The 15,653-nt window shown below is 64.7% G+C and carries 11 protein-coding genes and 1 rRNA gene; 5 read left to right on the plus strand and 7 right to left on the minus strand.

What is annotated here, in order from left to right; translation table 11 throughout:
* Positions 1-62: 62 nt before the first annotated feature.
* The 5 genes from ACVOKO_RS16275 to ACVOKO_RS16295 form a co-directional block, all read right to left on the minus strand.
* On the minus strand, positions 63-1,919 hold the full coding sequence (locus ACVOKO_RS16275; RefSeq protein WP_346499916.1) for a M56 family metallopeptidase: 1,857 nt from the start codon (positions 1,917-1,919) through the stop codon (positions 63-65).
* 3 nt (positions 1,920-1,922) lie between these two features.
* Complete coding sequence (locus ACVOKO_RS16280; RefSeq protein ID WP_057629239.1) at positions 1,923-2,309, minus strand: BlaI/MecI/CopY family transcriptional regulator; 387 nt, start codon at positions 2,307-2,309, stop codon at positions 1,923-1,925.
* 97 nt (positions 2,310-2,406) lie between these two features.
* The gene (locus ACVOKO_RS16285) at positions 2,407-3,522 is read right to left on the minus strand and encodes a saccharopine dehydrogenase family protein (protein ID WP_346499917.1); all 1,116 of its coding nucleotides are present in this window, start codon (positions 3,520-3,522) and stop codon (positions 2,407-2,409) included.
* Between the two features lie 499 nt (positions 3,523-4,021).
* Entirely contained in the window at positions 4,022-5,170 is a 1,149-nt protein-coding gene (locus tag ACVOKO_RS16290; protein WP_346499927.1) for an SDR family oxidoreductase, read from the minus strand.
* Complete coding sequence (locus tag ACVOKO_RS16295) at positions 5,118-5,327, minus strand: hypothetical protein (RefSeq protein WP_346499918.1); 210 nt, start codon at positions 5,325-5,327, stop codon at positions 5,118-5,120. The genes ACVOKO_RS16290 and ACVOKO_RS16295 overlap by 53 nt, the downstream gene beginning before the upstream one ends.
* Before the next feature lie 155 nt (positions 5,328-5,482).
* Between ACVOKO_RS16295 and ACVOKO_RS16300 the strand changes: the two genes are divergently transcribed.
* Positions 5,483-5,809 carry a hypothetical protein gene (locus ACVOKO_RS16300; protein ID WP_346499919.1) on the plus strand — a complete coding sequence of 109 codons (327 nt, stop codon included), beginning with the start codon at positions 5,483-5,485 and terminating at the stop codon, positions 5,807-5,809.
* Here the strand turns inward: ACVOKO_RS16300 and ACVOKO_RS16305 are convergent.
* Positions 5,787-6,833 (minus strand): DNA topoisomerase IB, encoded by a 1,047-nt coding sequence (locus ACVOKO_RS16305; RefSeq protein WP_346499920.1) that lies wholly within the window; start codon positions 6,831-6,833, stop codon positions 5,787-5,789. The genes ACVOKO_RS16300 and ACVOKO_RS16305 overlap by 23 nt on opposite strands.
* A 117-nt stretch (positions 6,834-6,950) precedes the next feature.
* Between ACVOKO_RS16305 and ACVOKO_RS16310 the strand changes: the two genes are divergently transcribed.
* From ACVOKO_RS16310 to ACVOKO_RS16325, 4 genes are all read left to right on the plus strand, one after another.
* Positions 6,951-7,337, plus strand: a complete 387-nt coding sequence (locus tag ACVOKO_RS16310) for an I78 family peptidase inhibitor (protein ID WP_346499921.1) — start codon at positions 6,951-6,953, stop codon at positions 7,335-7,337.
* 307 nt (positions 7,338-7,644) lie between these two features.
* A complete protein-coding gene (gltB, locus tag ACVOKO_RS16315; RefSeq protein WP_346499922.1) occupies positions 7,645-12,099 on the plus strand; it encodes a glutamate synthase large subunit in 4,455 nt (1,484 codons plus the stop codon).
* Positions 12,100-12,235: 136 nt separating this feature from the next.
* Complete coding sequence (locus tag ACVOKO_RS16320) at positions 12,236-13,681, plus strand: FAD-dependent oxidoreductase (protein WP_346499923.1); 1,446 nt, start codon at positions 12,236-12,238, stop codon at positions 13,679-13,681.
* A 570-nt stretch (positions 13,682-14,251) separates the two neighbouring features.
* Complete coding sequence (locus ACVOKO_RS16325; RefSeq protein WP_346499924.1) at positions 14,252-15,124, plus strand: methylglyoxal synthase; 873 nt, start codon at positions 14,252-14,254, stop codon at positions 15,122-15,124.
* A gap of 417 nt (positions 15,125-15,541) precedes the next feature.
* Here the strand turns inward: ACVOKO_RS16325 and rrf are convergent.
* Positions 15,542-15,653 (minus strand): 5S ribosomal RNA (gene rrf, locus ACVOKO_RS16330); the annotation flags it as partial.

Here is a 15,653-nt window from a genome sequence, read left to right on the forward strand (position 1 = left end):
GGTTGGGGAGGGGTGCTTTTGCTTCTGCTCTAAAACAGAGCCCAGCAAACCCTCCCAAACCATCACCCACCAATCGGCCGCGCAATCCCACTGCTGATCGCCTGCTGGATCATCTGCTCGGCATCACGATTGGCCTTGGCGCTGGCCGCTGCCTGCTGCCGGCCCAGCTCGGCCTGTTGCTTGCCCAACGCCGTCTGCTGCGCCGCCAGGCTTTCCATCTCCGCACGCATCGCCGGGTTGTCCATTTCCTCGCGTGCCTGGTCAAGCTTGCGACGTGCTGCTTCCGATGCGCGACGCTGTGCGTCGGTACGTTCGCCCGAGCTCAGCGCCAGCTCCGCCTGTTCGCTCGCCAGCTCACCGATCCGTGCGCCGATCTCACCCATACGCTCACCGATTTCACCCTGACGATCACCCAGCCGGCCCTGGCGGTCACCCAAGCGACCCTGTGCATCAGCCAGACGCACGGTTTCGGCGTGCAGCTGTTCAAAGCGTGAGAGCGTCGCTGCATCGCGCACCACATAGCGCTTGCCGTCACGGCGCAGCAGCAACACGCCCTTGCCATCGTCCAGCTGTTTGGCCTCGCGCAGATCGGCGACCGTGCCATTCATGACGTTGTGGTCGCCCTTGATCAGTACATAGCCATCGTTCTGGTTGTTGGAAAGGTGGATGACGCCTTGCGTACGCAGCGGAGCAGCAGGTGCTGCTGGCGGTGCCGGGGGCGCTGGCGGTATATCCAGCGATGCGGGTGCCGCAGGAGGAGCAGGCGGTGCCGGCGGCACGGCAGCGTCAGCTGCTCCTGCGACCACCGTATGCACCACTGAACGGGCAAGCGGCGCAACCGGAGCAACCGGAGCAACCGGGGCTGCCAAGGGCGCCAATGGGGCGACGGGCGCCGCCAGCGGTGCGGGCGGCACTGGCGGTACCGGCATGGCCACCAGGCGCAGCGGTGCAACGCCGACCACGGCGACGGCAGCGAGGATCAAGGCCGCACCGACGCGCGGGAAAGAGGACGTGTTCTGCAACATGAGCAATCTCCGCTTGAGACTCAGAAAGGTAGGCGAGGCACTGGCCAGGCCGGCGCCCGGGCGTGGCGCGACGCCCAGTTGCAACAGCAGGCGCCCGTAGTGCTGACGGCAATGGCGGTCACCGGCGACGACGGCGGCATCCACCGCCGCTTCGCGGGCAATGCCGTATTCGCGGGCGGCCAGGTGCACTACAGGATTGAAAAAGAACAGGTGCTGCGCCAGGGCCGGCACCAGGCCCAGCCACAGGTCATGGCGTTGCAGGTGCACCAGTTCGTGGGTCAAGGCCATGTCCAGCTGGTCATCGCCCATACGCTGCAGACCGCGCGCCGGCAGCAGCAGCACCGGACGCCAAGGACCAATCAGCTGCGGCGAATCAATCGCATTGCTCAGCATCAGCCGCGGCGCGCGGCGTAGACCGTGTGCGTCAGCCGCAAGCGCAAGCGCTGCGTTGAGCTTGTGATCGCGACAAGGCTGCGCGTCGCGCAGCTGGGCACGGCTGGTGCGCAGTGCCAATGCGGTGCGCAATGCCATCACCAGCACGCCTGCCAACCACATCGCCATCAGCAGCAGGCTCCACGACCAGCTGCTGTCGGCCGGCAAGGGCTGCATCACCACGATGGGCGCGGCGGTTGCCGGTACAGCTGCAGCAGCCTGCGCTATCAGCGGAGCGGCATTGACGACATCGGCGGCCGGCAGCAGCGGCAGTTCCAGCGGCGAAGCCCAGAACACTCCAACCACGGCCTGCAGGGCCACCAGCCACCACAGCGCACATTGGGTGCTGGCCGGCAGACGCCGCACGTAGCGGCACAGCAACCACACTGCACCCGCCAGCAGCGCGGTCTGCACGCTGGTGGCCAACAGCCGGCTGCCCAATAATTCAAGCGTCATCGACATGGCTCAATCCTCCCGGCGCTGCGATTGCAGCTTGCTGACCAGCGCTTCCAGTTCGGCCAACTCGTTGTCGCTGACCTCGGCCTTTTCCGACATCCACGCCACAAACGGTGAGATCGAGCCCTGCAGGGTCTTCTCGACAAAGCTGCCAACCGCGCCGTTGACCACTTCCTGCTGCTCGGCCGTGGTGCTGTAGCGGAAGACGCCTTCGTCCTGTTCGCGCTGCAGGTAGCCCTTGGTACGCAGGCGCTCCATCATCGTCAGCACGGTGGAGCGGGCCAGGCCGCGGGCCTCACCAAAGCGCGCGGCAACCTCGCCAACGCTGGTGGGTTCGTTCTCTCCGATGTACTGCAGCAGGGCCAGTTCCTGGTCCCCGATGGTCTTGCGGCGCATGGCCGTCTCCGTGACTACATTTGTCGTCACGGTAGTTCTGCCTACATTTGTAGTCAATAGCCCGGATGGCACCCTGCCGGCTGTCAGGCTGAACTATTCAGCTCACGCCGCTGTCGATCTGCCAGCGCGCGAACTCGCTTTCAAATTCGGCCAGGGTAAGCAGGCCCATGCAGGCGTGGGCGCCGCTGGGCAACCCTTCGCCTCGCGCAAAACGCCGCGCCAGCAGCACGGCGGCGAAGGTCGGGATCTCCGGGCCGTGCAGCATCGGCGCGGTCAGGTCCCAATGCAGGCAATGCGCCAGTCCACCGCGCTGGCCGCGCAGGGTGATGCGCATGCCGCCCAGGTCCGTGCCGAAGCGGTCGAACCAGCGCCCCGCACGAGCAAACACACCGGCCAATGCCCCCATCGGCAATGGCAGGCCATGGCCGCGCAACCAGGCCATGGCCGCCAGGCAACGCGACAGGAAGGGCAACTCCAGTGCCGCGCGGAAACGCACCGTCGCCACGCCCGGATAGCGCTGCACCAGCAGCGTGTGATCCGGCACATCGCAGGGCGAAGCCAGGCGCGGACCGATGCGGGCGAAGCGCACCGGCTGTGGCGCCGTCCAGCCAAGCTGCGTCTGCCAGCGGCCATAGATCCAGCATTGGAAAGGTTTGCCGCAGTAGGACAGCACCGCGCGCACCGTGGCCATGCCCAAGGGCGTTGCCTGCGCCGGCGCAATCACCATGTCGATGCTGTGCAGTTGCTCGAACTGCGGCGCGAGTGCATCCACGACCGCACTGGAAAGCGCCGGCAAGGTACTGGCGCCGCTGATGGCGCTACGCTGGCTCTGCTGTGCCAAGGCTTGCAACTGCTGCGGAAAGTCGACAACGAAATCACGGCCGTCGGCCAGATCGATGTAATGCATGCCAGCGCGCAGGCATGCCTGTGCAACCTCGTAACCTTGGCCTTGGAAGGGGCCGGCGGTGTGGATCACCAACGCCGCCCTGGTTCTGGCCAGTTCGGCTTCAAAATCCAGCGCAGCGGTATCCAGCCTGCACAGCTCGATGGTTGTCAGATCCACGCCCGGCAGCTTGGCTGCCGCCTGCGAAGGATTGCGGCCAGCGGCGATGACGGTGATTCCAGGCGTACAGGCAAGCGCACGCACGATGCGCGCGCCGAAGTGACCGTAGCCGCCGAGCACCAGCACACGACAGTTTTCCCGCTGTGACATCGGAGCTTCCAGTGAGGATTGCGGCATGGATTATCCGCGAGGAGCGCTGCCTTGCGCCCTCCCCTTTGGCGTAGCCAAGGGGGAGGTTGGGAGGGGGGGGCTTCGGCTGTGGCTTGTGTGCGTTGTTCAATGTTCCTGCGAACAGCACCCCTCCCCAACCCTCCCCTGCGCGCTGCGCAAGGGAGGGAGTCAGGCCCCTCCCCTTTGGCGCAGCCAAGGGGGAGGCTGGGAGGGGGTGGCTTCGGCCGTGGCTGTGCGCGTTGCTTGATGTTCCTGCGAACAGCACCCCTCCCCAACCCTCCCGTGCGCGCTGCGCAAGGGAGGGAGCAAGTGCCCCTCCCCTTTGGCGCAGCGAAGGGGGAGGCTGGGAGGGGGTGGCTTCGGCCGTGGCTGTGCGCGTTGCTTGATGTTCCTGCGAACAGCACCCTCCCCAACCCTCCCCTGCGCGTTGCGCAAGGGAGGGAGCCAGTGCCCCTCCCCTTTGGCGCAGCCAATACAATCAGCCGCGTGGGCCGCCCATTACCGGCAGGATTGCGCCGCTGATGTAGCTGGCGGTAACCGGTGAGGCCAGGAATACATAGGCCGGCGACAATTCTTCCGGCTGCGCCGGCCGGCCCATGTCGCTGTCCTTGCCGAACTCGGCCACGTCTTCGGCGACCTTGTCTGCCGGGTTCAGTGGCGTCCACACCGGCCCGGGCGCCACGCAGTTCACGCGTATGCCGCGCGGCAGCAACTGGCTGGCCAGCGACAGCGTGAACGCATGGATCGCGCCTTTGGTTGCGGCGTAATCGATCAGCGACTTGCTGCCGAAGATGCCTGTCTCCGAGCCGGTATTGATGATGCTGTCGCCTTCGCCCATATGTGGCAGCACCGCACGCGCCATGTGGATGTAACCGGCGATATTGGTCTGCAGGGTTTCCTGCAGGTGTTCGTCACTGAGATCTTCCAGATGATGGCAATGCAGCTGGAAGGCGGCGTTGTTGACCAGGACGTCGATACCGCCGAACGTCCGCGCAACCTGCTGCACGGCGCTGTCGCAGAAGAGCGGGTCACGCACATCACCACTGATTGCCAGACTGCGTTGGCCCTCCTGCTCGATATGTTCGCAGGTGAGCTTGGCATCCTCGTGTTCGCTCAGGTACAACACGGCCACATCGGCGCCCTCGCGGGCGAACAGGATCGCAACCGCGCGGCCTATCCCCGAGTCACCACCGGTGACGATGGCGCGCATTCCCTTCAGTTTGCCGCTGCCTTTGTATGACGGCGCCATGTAGCGCGGAGCCAGCGCCAACTCATGTTCATTGCCGGGCTTGCGCAGCTGCTGTGCCGGCAAGGTACTCGGCTGCCTGCGTGCACCGGCCTGCACACTCCCTTTCTTCTTCGGCATCGCGCTGCGCAGTTTCTCCTGTTGCTGCAGATCTTCCTGCAGCCGTCGCTGACGACTGGCGGTGCGCAAGGCTTCGGTTTCGACTGCGGCCGCAGGCTTCGCAGCTGCGCTCGTTCGCTTCGGCTTGGTTGGCAACAGCGCCTTCTTGGCCGCTGCAGGCTTTTTAGCTGCAGATTTCTTCTTTACTGCCATGGAACCTCCCTTGCGCTTACGCGGCGTGGCGCGCGCAGTGTTCGCAGCAATAGACGCGGCCGTTGGCATCCACTCCATGGCCGATGACCACGCATTCACACTGCGCGCAACGTGGCGCCATTGCATGGATAGCGCATTCGAATGAATCAAAAGTGCCGGTAACCCCACCCTGGCTCACGCTGAAGCTGCGCGCGTAGTTGTTGCCACAGACATCGCAGGCCGCCATGGTCTGCTCCTTTCGCTGGCGATTGGTAGTGCAGTGTGCGCAGCAGCCGGCATCGCCTGTGGTGAAAAATCCGTGGTGACGATGTGTATTTCATCCGCTGCATACGGCATGGCAGCGATCCTGCAGGTTGTTTCCGCCTGTTGCAGGAGTTCGCCATGATCCGTCTGTTCGCTGTCCCAACTGCCGTGCTGCTGCTCTCTGCCTGCAGTTCGGCCTACGTCAACAATGTGCAACCGATCGACGGGGTTGTGTCCGGCCAATGCCATACCGACATGGTGCGCGGTGCGGTGGGTCTTGCCGCCTCCCCGGATACGGTGCAGCGCGCCCGTGTCGACAGCGACAGCCTGCAGGTTGACGTGGTGCGCGGCAATGACTCGCCTGAGACCGCTGCCTCGCTGGGGACGCAGGCGTCCAGTGGCGGTGAGCGCCTGACCATCGAAGTCGGCCGCACCAACAACATCACTGCGATGCGCTGCGGCTGAGTGCGCCATTGCCGCGGTGGGCGCTGCGCAGGAAGCGCAGTGCCGCCGCTTCCCATTGGCGTGGGCCGCGCAGCGATTGCATCGCGCCGAGGCGGCCATCGCGCCAGCCTTCGAACACGCAGGGATCGATATACGACTTGCGGCACACTGCCGGAGTGTTGCCCAGCATCCCCGCCACCGCGGCAATCACCTGGTTCTGCATCTCCGCAAGCGCGCGTTCGCCGCCGGTGTCCGGCAATGGCAGCTGCGCCAACTCGCGCAGTGCCACCAGGGTGCCACCCCAGGTGCGGAAATCCTTGGCACTGAAATCGTCGCCGGTGGCTTGCCGCAGGTATGCATTGACGTCATTTGAACCCACCGGTCGCACCTTGCCGTCGTCGTCGCGGTACTGGAACAGCAACTGCCCGGGCAGCTGCTGGCAGCGCCGTACCAGGCTGGATAGATGCCGGTCATCGATGACCATGGCCTGGGCCTGGCCGGACTTGCCGCGAAAACGCAGCCGCGTCTGCCCCTGCCCAGCGCTTTCCAGGTGGCGGTTGCGCAGCGTGGTAAGCCCGTAGGAATGGTTGTCGCGGGCATAGGCATCATTGCCGATGCGGGCCAGCGTGCGGCCCATCACCGCCACCACGATCGCCAGCACCTTGCTGCGCGGCAGCCCGGACAGCGCCAGATCGGTGCGCACCTGCCGGCGCAGACCCGGCAGCGCCTTGCCGAAGGCAACGATGCGGTCGAACTTGCTGTCGCTGCGCATCCGTACCCACTGCGGGTGGTAACGGTATTGCTTGCGGCCGCGCGCATCCCGTCCGCTGGCCTGCAGGTGGCCATTTGCCTGTGCGCAGATCCACACCTGGGTGTAGGCCGGCGGAATGGCGAGGCGCCGGATGCGCTCCAGCGTAGCGGCCGCGCGCACCGGTTTGCCGCGTGCATCCACGTAGCGGAAGCCGCGCCCGGCGCGTTGTCTTACGATGCCGGGCTCGGCATCGTGGCTATGACGCAGTGCAGGCGTCGCTGGTTTTGCGGCCATCGCTGCTCCCAGCAATAAAGCGGTGCAGGAGTATCGCGCAGCGGCGTGCGACGCAGCGTCAACATCACCGTCACTTGGTTATATGCTGGGGCAGACCCTCAACACCCAGGAGTTCCGATGCAGTTCCCGACGACGCCGCGCGCCCTGCGCCGCCCCGCCGCCCTGATTGCCACCGCCACCCTGCTGCTGGCCCTGACTGCCTGCACCAAGCCGGCGCCGGAAGAACAGGATGAAGCACTGAACCAATCCCAGCAGGCCGCACAGGCCGCCGCCGCGCCGGCTGAAGCCACGCCGCCGCCGGGCGCCTGCGACGCCAGCCAGGTGCAGGGCCTGGTCGGCCAGGCCTACACCGAGGCCATGCAGGCCCAGGCCAAGGAAGACGCCGGCGCCACCGATGTGCGCGTGCTCAAACCCAACCAGCCGGTCACCATGGAATTCATCGGCGAGCGCCTGAACATCGAAATCGATGAAAAGGGCATGGTCAGCGGCGTTCGCTGCGGCTGAATTGGCATGGCCAAAGCCTTGCTGGGCAAGGCTTTGGTTGCGCTCGCAACGATGTATTGCGGCGCTGCAGCAACTGTGATTTAGTCGAACCATCCGGTGACCTCAAGGTGCGCTCCAGGTTGAGCACATCATGTGCATTGGATGGGCGCGAGGGCGCTTGGGTCAGGCGTAAGACGCCATAAGGGCGTGCGCCGGGTCCTATCCCAACGGCACGTGCGGCAGCACGGCGCGAACCATCTGATAAGCATGACGTGCTCTGCGAGCGGGCAGGAGTGTCGCCGCTCACCTGAATCGCACCGAGGCACAGATGGCAGTTCGCACCCCGCAAGGGCTTTACGACCCGCAAGACGAACGCGACGCCTGTGGTTTCGGCATGGTCGCCCAGCTCGACGACCAGCCATCGCGCCTGTTGGTGGATACCGCCATCGCCGCCTTGTCGCGCATGACCCACCGCGGAGGTGTCGCCGCCGACGGGCTCACCGGCGACGGCTGCGGTCTGCTGCTGCGCAAACCCACCGTGTTCCTGCGACAGCTGGCCGAAGAGGCCGGCATCGCGCTCGGCCCGAACTTCGCCGCCGGTGTGGTGTTCCTGCCGCACGACGCTGATGCTGCGCAGCGATGTCGCGCCGAACTGGATGCACAGCTGCGCAAGGCCGGCTGCCATCCACGCGGCTGGCGCGAGGTTCCCACCGATGACAGCGTTTGTGGCCAACTGGCCCGCGACACCTTGCCGAAGATCGAGCAGGTGTTCGTCGATGCAGGCATCGAGCAGAGCGCCGAACAATTCGCACTGGCCTTGTTCATGGCCCGCCGCCGCAGCGAACAGAGCCTGCGCGATGTTGCCGATTACTACGTCACCACGCTCAGCGCCGAGGCCATCAGCTACAAGGGCATGGTGCTGCCGGACAAGCTGAGCACGTTCTACCCGGACCTGCAGCGCCATGAGCTGGCGTCCAGCGTGGTGGTGTTCCACCAGCGCTTCTCCACCAACACCATGCCGCGCTGGCCGCTGGCACACCCGTTCCGCATGCTCGCCCACAACGGCGAGATCAACACCATCGAAGGCAACCGCCACTGGGCGCAGGCGCGCAGCAAGGTGTGGAAGACGCCGAAGTTCGACATCGCCGAGCTCGACCCGGTGATCTCGATGCACGGCTCGGACTCGCAGAGCATGGACAACATGCTGGAGCTGATGGTGTCCGGCGGCATGGAGCTGATCCAGGCGCTGCGCATCCTTGTTCCGCCGGCGACGCAGTCGCTGGAATTCAAGGACGCCGACCTGGCCGCGTTCTACGAGTTCTATGGCTTGAACAGCGAGCCCTGGGACGGCCCGGCCGGCATCGTTGCCTGCGACGGCCGCTACGCCGCCTGCACGCTGGACCGCAACGGCCTGCGCCCCGCCCGCTGGATGCTGACCTCCGACCGCCACTTCCTGGTGGCCTCCGAAGCCGGCGTGTGGGAAGTGCCAACCGAACGCGTGGTGCGCAAGGGCAAGCTCGGCCCGGGCCAGATGATGGCCATCGACCTGAAGCGTGGCGACCTGCTCGATTCGGAAGCCATCGACCGCATCAACCGCGCGCGTGCGCCGTACAAGCAATGGCTGCACCAGGGCGTGACCTACCTGCAGACCGAGCTGATCGATCCCTCGCTGGCCGAGGAACCGTTCGACGAAGCGACGCTGCGCAGCTACCACAAGCTGTTCCAGCTCACGACCGAAGAACTGGAACAGGTGCTGCGGCCACTGGCCGAAACCGGCCAGGAAGCCACCGGCTCGATGGGCGATGACACGCCGATCGCCGTGCTCAGCCGCAATACCCGGCCGCTGTACGACTACTTCCGCCAGGCCTTCGCGCAGGTCACCAACCCGCCGATCGATCCGCTGCGCGAAGACTGCGCGATGTCGCTTACCACCCAGCTCGGCAAGGAGACCAACATCTTCCACGCCGGTGCGGAGACGGTGAACCACGTCATCCTCAACTCGCCGGTGCTGAGCCAGCGCAAGCTGCGCCAGCTGCTGAAGATGGAGCAGTACGTCGAGCGCAACCGCTTGATCGACCTGTCCTACAGTGTCGAGGAAGGCTTGAAGGCCGGCATCGAACGCATCTGCGCCGAGTGCGAGCAGGCCGCGCGCGATGGCGTGGTGATGCTGCTGCTGTCCGACCGCTACCCGGTTGCCGACCGGCCGATGGTGCATGCACTGCTGGCCACCAGCGCCGTGCACCACCATCTGTCCAAGGCGGGCCTGCGTTGCGACGTCAATCTGATTGTTGAAACCGGCACCGCACGCGATGCACACCACATGGCATGTCTGCTGGGCTTTGGTGCCACTGCGGTGTACCCGTATCTGGCCTACCAGACGCTGTTCGATCTGGGCAGGCGCGGCATCCTGCTGCTGAAGAAGGGCGGTGAGGTCTCGCAGATCGGCCGCAGTTACCGCAAGGGCATCTACAAGGGCCTGAGCAAGATCATCTCCAAGATGGGCATCTGCACCGTCGCCAGTTATCGCGGCGCGCAGTTGTTCGAGATCGTCGGCCTTGATCCGGACGTGGTTGAACTGTGCTTCCCGGATACCGCTGCCCGCATCGGTGGCGTCGGCCTGGCACGGCTGGATACCGAAGCGCGCGAACTGATGGTGCGTGCGTGGAATGATCTGGCACAACCGGAAGTCGGCGGCCTGCTCAAGTATGTGCATGGCGGCGAATACCACATGTACAACCCGGACGTGGTGATGACGCTGCAGCGCGCTTCGCGTACCGGCGATGCCGCCGATTGGCGCAAGTACATGGACGCGGTGCATTCGCGCCCGACCTCGGCGCTGCGCGACCTGCTGCAGCTCAAGCCGGCGGCAACGCCGGTACCGCTGGACGAAGTGGAACCGGCCGAAGCACTGTTCAAGCGCTTCGATACCGCCGCCATCTCGCTGGGCGCACTGTCGCCGGAAGCGCATGAAGCGTTGGCGATTGCGATGAACCGCCTCGGCGGCCGCTCCAACTCCGGCGAAGGCGGCGAAGATCCCGCGCGCTACGGCACCGAGAAGCGTTCCAAGATCAAGCAGGTGGCCTCGGGCCGCTTCGGCGTCACCGCCGAATACCTGGTCAATGCCGAAGTGCTGCAGATCAAGGTCGCGCAGGGCGCCAAGCCCGGCGAAGGTGGCCAGCTGCCCGGCCACAAGGTCAATGAACTGATCGCGCGCCTGCGCTACGCCAAGCCCGGCATCGGCCTGATCTCGCCGCCGCCGCATCACGACATCTATTCAATCGAAGACCTGGCACAGCTGATCTACGACTTGAAGCAGGTCAATCCGGATGCATTGGTGTCGGTGAAACTGGTCTCGCATGCGGGTGTCGGCACCATTGCCGCTGGCGTGGTGAAGGCCGGCGCTGACCTGATCACCGTGTCCGGCCACGACGGCGGCACCGGTGCTTCGCCGATCAGCTCGATCCGCTATGCGGGCGTGCCGTGGGAACTGGGCGTGGCCGAATCGCATCAGGCACTGGTTGGCAACGACCTGCGCAGCCGCACCATCCTGCAGACCGATGGCGGCCTGAAGACCGGCCTGGATGTGGTCAAGGCCGCGTTGCTCGGCGCTGACAGCTTCGGCTTCGGCACCGGCCCGATGATCGTGCTGGGCTGCAAGTACCTGCGCATCTGCCACCTCAACAACTGCGCCACCGGCGTGGCCACCCAGGACGAGCGCCTGCGTGCCGGCTACTTCACCGGCCTGCCGGAACGCGTGGAGAACTTCTTCCGCCTGCTGGCCGAGGAAGTGCGCGAATGGTTGTCCTATCTTGGCGTCCGTTCGCTGGATGAAATCGTCGGCCGCACGGACCTGTTGCAACAGCTCGACGTGTCGCCGCGCGAAGGCGTCAAGGTCGACCTGTCGCGGCTGCTGGCGCCCGCGCATTACGACGGCGCGCATTGCGCCGCGCAGCGCCTGTACCAGTCGCCGGACAGCCTGGCCACGCAGATGGATGACCTGCTGGCCGATGCCATCGCCAACAAGCGTGGCGGCGAGCATCGCTTCCTGATCCACAACACCGACCGTTCGGTGGGCACGCGCCTGTCTGGCACCATCGCCCGCGCGCACGGCAACCACGGCATGAGCGAAGCACCGTTGAATCTGCGCTTCCGTGGCACTGCCGGGCAGAGCTTCGGTGCCTTCAACGTCGGCGGCCTGAATCTGGAAGTTGAAGGTGAAGCCAACGACTACGTCGGCAAGGGCATGGCCGGCGGCCGCCTGGTGGTGCGTCCACCGCGCGGCGCACGCTTCGAGGCACGCAACACCGCCATCGTCGGCAACACCTGCCTGTACGGCGCTACCGGCGGCGAACTGTTTGCCGCTGGCCGTGCCGGCGAGCGCTTCGGCGTGCGCAACTCCGGCGCGCTGGCAGTAATCGAAGGTGCCGGTGACCACTGCTGCGAATACATGACCGATGGCGTAGTCGCGGTGTTGGGCAAGGTCGGTCTGAACTTCGGTGCCGGCTTTACCGGTGGCCTGGCATACGTGCTGGATATCGATCGCGATTTCGTCGACCGCTACAACCACGAACTGATCGACATCCATCGCATTTCAGCCGAAGGCTTCGAGAACTACCGACAGCACCTGCACAGCTTGATCAGTCGCCACCGCGAGTTGACCGGCAGCATCTGGGCGCAGCAGATCCTGGACGAGTTCCGCGATTACGTCGGCAAGTTCTGGCTGGTCAAACCCAAGGCCGCCAGCATTGAATCGCTGGCCGAAGCGCTGCGCAGCGCTGCTTGATTTTCAGTCTCCCTCTCCCGCCTGCGGGAGAGGGCCGGGGTGAGGGTAGCTTGAAAGCAGAGCGCCCTCATCCGCCCCTTCGGGGCACCTTCACCCGCGAGCGGGAGAAGGGCTCCTCCAGACGCCACGAGTTCCCATGAGCCGCAAGCAAGCCTTCCAGTTCCTCGATCTGCCCCGCACCATGCCGCAGCGCATTCCGGTGGAATTGCGCACGTCCGGCGATTGGGGCGAACTCCATGGCAAGTTCGACAAGGCCGACGCGCAGTACCAGGCCGGGCGCTGCCTGGACTGCGGCAATCCGTACTGCAGCTGGAAGTGCCCGGTGCACAACGCCATCCCGCAATGGCTGCAGCTGGTGCAGGAAGACCGCATCCACGAAGCGGCGACGCTTTGCCATTCAACCAACCCGCTGCCGGAAGTCTGCGGCCGCGTCTGCCCGCAGGACCGCCTGTGCGAAGGCAGCTGCACGCTGGAAGAATTCGGCGCGGTCACCATCGGCGCAGTCGAGAAGTACATCGTCGACACCGCGCTGGCCACGGGCTGGAAGCCGGACCTGGTCGCCGTTGAGAGCACCGGCAAGCGCGTGGCTATTGTCGGCGCCGGCCCCGCTGGCTTGGCGTGCGCTGATCGCCTGGCCCGTGCCGGTGTGCAGGCCGTTGTATTCGACCGCTACGAACAGATCGGTGGTCTGCTGCAGTTCGGCATCCCCAGCTTCAAGCTGGAAAAGAGCGTGATCGAGCGCCGCCGCGAGATCCTCGAAGGCATGGGCGTGCAGTTCCGCCTGGGCGTGGAGATCGGCCGCGATATCAGCATCGAACAGCTGCAGAGCGACTATGACGCGGTCTTCCTCGGCACCGGCGCTTACCGTTATACCGACGGCGGCCTGATCGGCCAGGATCTGAAGAACGTACTGCCGGCACTGCCGTTCCTGGTGCAGAACAGCCGCATCGTCAGTGGCGACGATCCGCAGGGCCGGCCGATTGCCGGCTGGGAAGACCAGATCGCCCTGCCGGACCTAAACGGCAAGCGCGTGGTGGTGCTGGGCGGCGGCGATACCGGCATGGACTGCGTGCGCAGTGCAATCCGCCTGGGTGCCGCCAAAGTGACCTGTGCCTATCGCCGCGATGAGGCCAACATGCCGGGCTCGGCGCGTGAAGTAGCCAATGCCCGCGAAGAAGGCGTGCGCTTCCTGTTCAACCGCCAGCCGCTGGCGATTGAAGCCGGTGCCGATGATGAAGTGATTGGCGTAAGCGTGATCGAGACCGAGCTGGGCGAGCCCGATGCCAACGGCCGCCGCAACGCGGTCGCCATCGAAGGCAGCGAGTCGCTGCTGGAAGCAGACGTGGTGATCATCGCCTTCGGCTTCTCACCGACCTTGCCTGATTGGCTTTCGTCGCAAGGCGTGGAAGCAAGCAGCAACGGCCGCATCATCGCCGGCGGCGCGACCCGTCTGCCATTCCAGACCCACAACCCCAAGCTGTTTGCCGGTGGCGATGTGGTGCGCGGTGCCGACCTTGTGGTCACCGCTGTCGCCGAAGGGCGCGATGCGGCGGAGAGCATTGTTGCTTTGTTGAAGCGGTAGAGCGGAGAAGCGCTAGGAGCGGCCTCACCCCTACCCCTCTCCCGTAGAAACGGGAGAGGGGCTACTTAAGCATTGTTTGTTTAAGCGCTGCCGGATCCGCTGCTTCGGCTGTTGATCTGCCTGTTGCTCCGCCTGTTTCTCTAACTCTTGCTCTATCTGTTGGCTCTGGCTGTTGGCTGTTGGCTGTTGGCTGTTGGCTGTTGGCTGTTGGCTTTGGCTGTTGGCTTTGGCTGTTGGCTTTGGCTGTTGGCTTTGGCTGTTGGCTTTGGCTGTTGGCTTTGGCTGTTGGCTGTTGGCTTTGGCTGTTGGCTTTGGCTTTGGCTTTGGCTGTTGGCTTTGGCTGTTGGCTTTGGCTGTTGGCTTTGGCTGTTGGCTTTGGCTGTTGGCTTTGGCTGTTGGCTTTGAACTATCCGTTCGCCCAGTAGCAACGTCTTCCCTTCTCCCGCTTGCGGGAGAAGGTGCCCGAACGGGCGGATGAGGGGAGCACTTGCTCCGGCATGGGCACTCGCTTTGACTCCAACGCCACCCACCTGTCTTACACTCAAGAACTCCACACAAAGAGAATCCGCAATGCGCATCGGTCTGGCCGCAAACCGTCTCCATCACGAAAGCGCCGACGCGGCATTGTTTCGCTGGTTACGCGCCAGCGAGAGCGGTATTCGCGAGCTGGGGGTGGAGCTGCATGCCGTTGGCCGTACTTACGACGCCATTGCCAGCACCTATCCGCTGCAGAACTATCCAGCACTTCAGCGTTACCCCAATGGCCGCGAAGGCGGTTTGATGAAACTGGTCGCTGAAGTTGTCGGAATGGGCACGCCCGAGCGCACGCTCGATGGTGCCATCTACCTCATCGATCCAGTCGATCCGTCCTCGGTATTCCCCGAGGCCATTGCCCTCAAGCGCCAGTGCGTCATCCACGGCAAACCCTTCATTTCCACGGTGGCCACGGCACGCGACTGGATCGAGATGGAGCGCATCCATGCAGGCTTCGCCCCAGACCCGGGCGCCAACGACCTGCATGACTTCGGCAAGCAGACTCTGGCATTGATCGCTCACGATGCGCGCAAGCCACAGATGCTGGCCTTCGCCGCCGAGCACTTCGACGTGTTGTCGCAGTTCGAGCAGCGCATAGGCACCGGCACAACCGGCCAGCGATTGAACGAGATGGCCTGGAGCCGTGGATGGCCGCGTGACCAGGAATGGATTCACCGTTTCCAGAGTGGTCCACTCGGCGGCGACGCGCAGATCGCGGACCGCGTGCTCGAGCACCGCTGCCAACGCGCGATCTTCTTTGAAGACCCGCATGTAGCCCGCCAGCATGAAGCCGACATCCAGCTGCTGGAGCGCGCGGTGACAACGGTCACTGACGAAGCGGTGTGCATCACTGCACCGAATATCGCTGCCCGTTGGGCCAGCGCAGCCCAAGCTCGCCAGAAAGTCTGATTCCATCGATTCGCGTAGTCCCATTCCCCCCCGTCAACCGTAGTGCCGAGCCATGCTCGGCAGCGGCTTTACCCGCAGCGTTTGCCGAATAGTGCTTTTGCCGTGGCTTTTGCTTCCGCTTTGGCTCTGGCTCTGGCTCTGGCTCTGGCTTTGGCTTTGGCTTTGGCTTTGGCTTTGGCTCTGGCTCTGGCTCTGGCTTCGATTTCTGCCGTTGCTTTAGCCCTTCTCCCGCCTGCGGGAGAAGGGTTGGGATGAGGGGGAGCTTTAGGCTTCTAGCTTTCTGGCTTGGTTCAAGCTTTTCTGGGTCGTTGCTTCTACGAGCTTCGCGGCTGACGCCGCTCCCACAACTGCGCGCGCGCCGCTGCCGCGCCCAAAGAAAAACCCCGCTGCTTTTGGCAGCGGGGTTTTTGGTTTAAATCCTGACGATGACCTACTCTCGCACAGCTTAGGCTGCACTACCATCGGCGCGGCTACGTTTCACTTCCGAGTTCGGGATGGGATCGGGTGGTTCCATAGCGCTAATTTCATC

Source organism: Stenotrophomonas sp. STEN240, assembly GCF_056756175.1.

Bases quoted from the DNA above. Each gene is read 5' to 3' on its own strand.
- ACVOKO_RS16320 (WP_346499923.1), top strand. From the start codon at position 12,236: ATGAGCCGCAAGCAAGCCTTCCAGTTCCTCGATCTGCCCCGCACCATG.
- ACVOKO_RS16295 (WP_346499918.1), bottom strand. From the start codon at position 5,327: ATGGCGGCCTGCGATGTCTGTGGCAACAACTACGCGCGCAGCTTCAGC.
- ACVOKO_RS16275 (WP_346499916.1), bottom strand. From the start codon at position 1,919: ATGTCGATGACGCTTGAATTATTGGGCAGCCGGCTGTTGGCCACCAGC.
- ACVOKO_RS16310 (WP_346499921.1), top strand. From the start codon at position 6,951: ATGCAGTTCCCGACGACGCCGCGCGCCCTGCGCCGCCCCGCCGCCCTG.
- ACVOKO_RS16300 (WP_346499919.1), top strand. From the start codon at position 5,483: ATGATCCGTCTGTTCGCTGTCCCAACTGCCGTGCTGCTGCTCTCTGCC.
- ACVOKO_RS16285 (WP_346499917.1), bottom strand. From the start codon at position 3,522: ATGTCACAGCGGGAAAACTGTCGTGTGCTGGTGCTCGGCGGCTACGGT.
- ACVOKO_RS16290 (WP_346499927.1), bottom strand. From the start codon at position 5,170: ATGCCAACGGCCGCGTCTATTGCTGCGAACACTGCGCGCGCCACGCCG.
- gltB (WP_346499922.1), top strand. From the start codon at position 7,645: ATGGCAGTTCGCACCCCGCAAGGGCTTTACGACCCGCAAGACGAACGC.
- ACVOKO_RS16325 (WP_346499924.1), top strand. From the start codon at position 14,252: ATGCGCATCGGTCTGGCCGCAAACCGTCTCCATCACGAAAGCGCCGAC.
- ACVOKO_RS16280 (WP_057629239.1), bottom strand. From the start codon at position 2,309: ATGCGCCGCAAGACCATCGGGGACCAGGAACTGGCCCTGCTGCAGTAC.
- ACVOKO_RS16305 (WP_346499920.1), bottom strand. From the start codon at position 6,833: ATGGCCGCAAAACCAGCGACGCCTGCACTGCGTCATAGCCACGATGCC.